Source organism: Syntrophorhabdaceae bacterium (genome assembly GCA_028713955.1).
Taxonomy (GTDB): domain Bacteria; phylum Desulfobacterota; class Syntrophorhabdia; order Syntrophorhabdales; family Syntrophorhabdaceae; genus UBA5609.
The window spans coordinates 1-3569 of record JAQTNJ010000288.1 but is presented as its reverse complement, the minus strand read 5'-3'; the positions used below and the strand labels follow the sequence as shown (position 1 = coordinate 3569).

The 3569-nt window shown below is 48.1% G+C and carries 6 protein-coding genes; all 6 read left to right on the top strand.

The annotated features are described in order from the left end of the window. On the top strand, nucleotides 1-243 hold a 243-nt coding region (locus tag PHU49_15855), incomplete at its 5' end, for a BamA/TamA family outer membrane protein (protein MDD5245483.1). 12 nt (nucleotides 244-255) lie between these two features. Further along, a complete protein-coding gene (locus PHU49_15850) occupies nucleotides 256-798 on the top strand; it encodes an OmpH family outer membrane protein (GenBank protein MDD5245482.1) in 543 nt (180 codons plus the stop codon). Nucleotides 799-802: 4 nt separating this feature from the next. Further along, nucleotides 803-1834, top strand: coding sequence for a UDP-3-O-(3-hydroxymyristoyl)glucosamine N-acyltransferase (gene lpxD / locus PHU49_15845; GenBank protein MDD5245481.1), 1032 nt, complete (start codon nucleotides 803-805; stop codon nucleotides 1832-1834). Further along, nucleotides 1827-2255 (top strand): 3-hydroxyacyl-ACP dehydratase FabZ, encoded by a 429-nt coding sequence (fabZ, locus tag PHU49_15840; GenBank protein ID MDD5245480.1) that lies wholly within the window; start codon nucleotides 1827-1829, stop codon nucleotides 2253-2255. Before lpxD ends, fabZ begins: the two co-directional genes overlap by 8 nt. Before the next feature lie 11 nt (nucleotides 2256-2266). Next, complete coding sequence (gene lpxA, locus PHU49_15835) at nucleotides 2267-3034, top strand: acyl-ACP--UDP-N-acetylglucosamine O-acyltransferase (GenBank protein ID MDD5245479.1); 768 nt, start codon at nucleotides 2267-2269, stop codon at nucleotides 3032-3034. Next, the coding region (locus tag PHU49_15830) for a Gfo/Idh/MocA family oxidoreductase (protein ID MDD5245478.1) at nucleotides 3025-3569 on the top strand (545 nt) is incomplete at its 3' end. The genes lpxA and PHU49_15830, both read left to right, overlap by 10 nt.

Sequence of the window (3569 nt, the reverse complement as noted above, 5' to 3'; positions counted from 1 at the left end):
GAATGGATCTTCCCCATCTATAAACCTGCAGGCTTGAAAGGTGTGATCTTTTATGACGCCGGTGCCGGGTTTGACGGTACAAATGTGAATGTGATAAAAGATAGCATGAGAACAACTGCCGGATTCGGCATCAGGTGGTTTTCACCGATGGGTCCTATCCGGCTTGAATTCGGTTATAACATCTTTCCTAAAACAGGCGACAGGAGGAGCGCGTTCGACTTTACAATCGGAACACAATATTAGACAGGAGGCATCATGAAAAAGTTCATATTTTTTGTTATCATCGCACTGTTTCTCTGTACACCGCTCATTGCGAAAAGTCAGTCACTCAGTATTGTATATGTTGACCTGCAAAGGGTCATGCTTGAATCGGATAAAGGGAAAGATATCAGAAAGACACTTACAGGCGAGGCGGAACGACTGAAAAAAAATCTCGATGGGAAGCAGGGCGAACTGCAGAAACTCAAGGATGCACTGGAAAAACAGAGCGCCACGATCACCCCTGAAGCAAGGGCTGACAAGGAAAAACAATATCAAGCCAAGCTGAAAGATTATCAGCGGCTTGTTAACGACTACCAGGCAGAGCTGCAGCAAAAAGACATGGAGTTTACTCAAAAGATCCTGAAAGAGATCGAAGAGGTCATCAAGGGTCTCGGCGACAGGGAGAAATATGCCCTGATCCTTGAAAAAAGCCAGGCAGGCATCCTTTACGGCAATTCAGCAATCGATATTACCGGCAAGGTAATCACCCTTTTCAACGAAGCGTCAAAGAAGGCCCCTGCCCCTGCAAAGAAATAAAACAATGCTGTTATTGAAAGATATAGCAACGGCAGTGCATGGCCGTCTTATAGGTGATGGAGAGATCCCTATCACCGGTGTTTCAAGCATAAAGGATGCGAAGGCAGGCGACATTACTTTTCTTACCCATGGCAGCTATAAAAAATATCTTCCTGCCTGCAGGGCATCGGCAATAATGCTTGGCAAAGATATAGAGGCGGACCGCCTGGGGCATACAAATATTATCGTTGTAGACAATCCGGGACTTTCCTATATCAAGGTAGCTGAACTGTTTCTAAAGCCGGGAAAAAACGAGAAAGGGGTCAGCCCCCTCGCCTTTGTTTCCCCCGGTGCTCAAGTTGCCGGCGAAGCCTCAATAGCACCATATGTATACATCGGCGATGGCGCAATCATTCGAAAAAACGTAACCCTTCTCCCTTTTGTCTACATAGGTGATAACACGGTCATTGACGAAGACACAACCATATACCCTCATGTAACGGTCTACAGCGATGTCCTCATAGGCAAAAGGGTCACTATACATGGCGGCACCGTCATCGGAAGCGACGGGTTCGGTTATATATGGGATGGAAAAAGACATGCCAAGATCCCCCAACTCGGCAACGTAGAGATCGAAGACGATGTTGAGATAGGGGCAAATGTCGCTATTGACAGGGCATCCCTCGGCAAAACGATCATAAGGAAGGGTGCGAAAATAGACAACCTCGTTCAGATTGCCCATAACGTATCAATCGGTGAAAATTCCATCATCATTGCACATGTCGGGATAGCCGGGAGCGCAACCATAGGCAACAACGTCGTTCTCGCCGGACAGGTAGGCGTAAGAGACCACACCACCGTAGGCAATAACGTCAAGGCAGGCGGTCAGACAGGCATCACCAAAGACGTACCGGACAATATGCTCATCATGGGAACGCCCCACATGCCGCACCGGGAATGGATGAAACTCCAGAATTATCTAAAAAAGCTGCCCGTTCTGTTCGAGCGCATAAAAAAGGTGGAGAAAAAGCTCCATCTGGAGGAAAACCATGATTGACATCAATGAGATTATGCGGCTCATGCCACACAGCTACCCTTTCCTGCTCGTTGACAGGATACTGGAGCTGGAACCGGAAAAAAGGATAGTGGGGATCAAGAATGTCACCTACAATGAACCTTTTTTCACCGGCCACTTTCCACAAAAACCGATCATGCCCGGCGTTCTTATCCTGGAAGCCATGGCTCAGACAGGCGGGGTCCTCGCCTTTAAATCCTTTCCCGATGCAAAGGGTACTGTCTTTTTCACAGGCATTGACGACGCACGCTTCAGAAGACCCGTAATACCCGGAGACCAGTTGAAATTAGTTCTTGAGGTAGTGAAGCACAGACGGGAGATATGGATCTTTGACGGCAAGGCATACGTTGATAATGACATCGTGGCCGAAGCAAGGATCATGGCAATGTTAAAGAAAGAATAAGGAGCTTACGTTTGATACACCCTACCGCAATCATCCATAAAAATGCCGGGATCGATAATGACGTCGATATAGGCCCCTATTGCATTGTTGATGAAAAGGTAACAATCCGGAAAGGCACAAAACTTCTGGGACACGTAGTAGTACAGGGGAATACAACAATAGGTGAAGGCTGCACCATCAGTCCTTTCGCCTCCATCGGTGGTCCTCCCCAGGACATCAGTTACAATGGGGAAGATACCATATTGAAGATAGGTAATAACAACATCATTAAGGAATATGTCACCATCAATAAAGGCACTGTTCACGGCAGCGGCATAACAGAAGTAGGCAACAATAATTTCATCATGGCCTACGCACACATTGCGCATGATTGCAAGGTAGGCAGCAACATTATCATGGCGAACTGCGCTACCCTCGCAGGACATGTCGAGGTCGCGGATTTTGTAATCTTTGCCGGTCTTTGCGCAGTGCATCAGTTCTGCAGGATCGGAAAATTCGCATTTATCAGCGGTATCACAGGGGCGCCCAAGGATGTCCCCCCTTTCATGATCGCAGCGGGAAGCAGGGCCGAACTTTACGGCCTCAATGTTGTTGGTCTTGAGCGACATGGCTTCACCAAAGAAGAGATCTTGCAGTTAAAAAAGGCATACAGGATCCTTTTCAGGTCTTCTCTCCCCCTCACCACATCACTGAAGGTTATCCAGGAAGAGTTAAAGGGGGAACATATAGACGAGCTCATACATTTTATTCAATCATCGAAGAGAGGCATATGCCGTTAGACGAAAGGCATACGCCGTTAAAAGTGGCCATAGTCGGAACGGGGCATATGGGGAAGATACACCTCGGCAAATTACATGCCTTCAAAGGCGTCCGGGTCGCCGGGATCGTCGACATCGATACGGCGGTGTTATCGGCGCTGTCAGAGAAATATCATGTACCGTATTATATTGACTACAAGGACGTTGCCGACGGGCTGAACGGCGTTGTTATTACGACCCCGACAGATACACATTATCCCATTGCAAAATCGTTCATGGAAAAAGGTATACATGTCTTCGTCGAAAAACCGGTCACCCTTTCCGCAGGTCAGGCCAAAAGGCTGGTAAGTCTTGCAGCAGAAAAGGGTCTTACTTTCCAGGTCGGCCACCTTGAGAGGTTCAACCCGGCATTCAGGAGGGCGCGGAAGCTTATCCGGGCGCCTCTTGCCATAGAGGCGTGCAGGATAAGTCCCTTTACCGGGAGGTCAACGGATGTGGATGTCATTCTCGACCTCATGATCCATGATCTTGACCTTGTCCTTTCTCTCATCAGGGA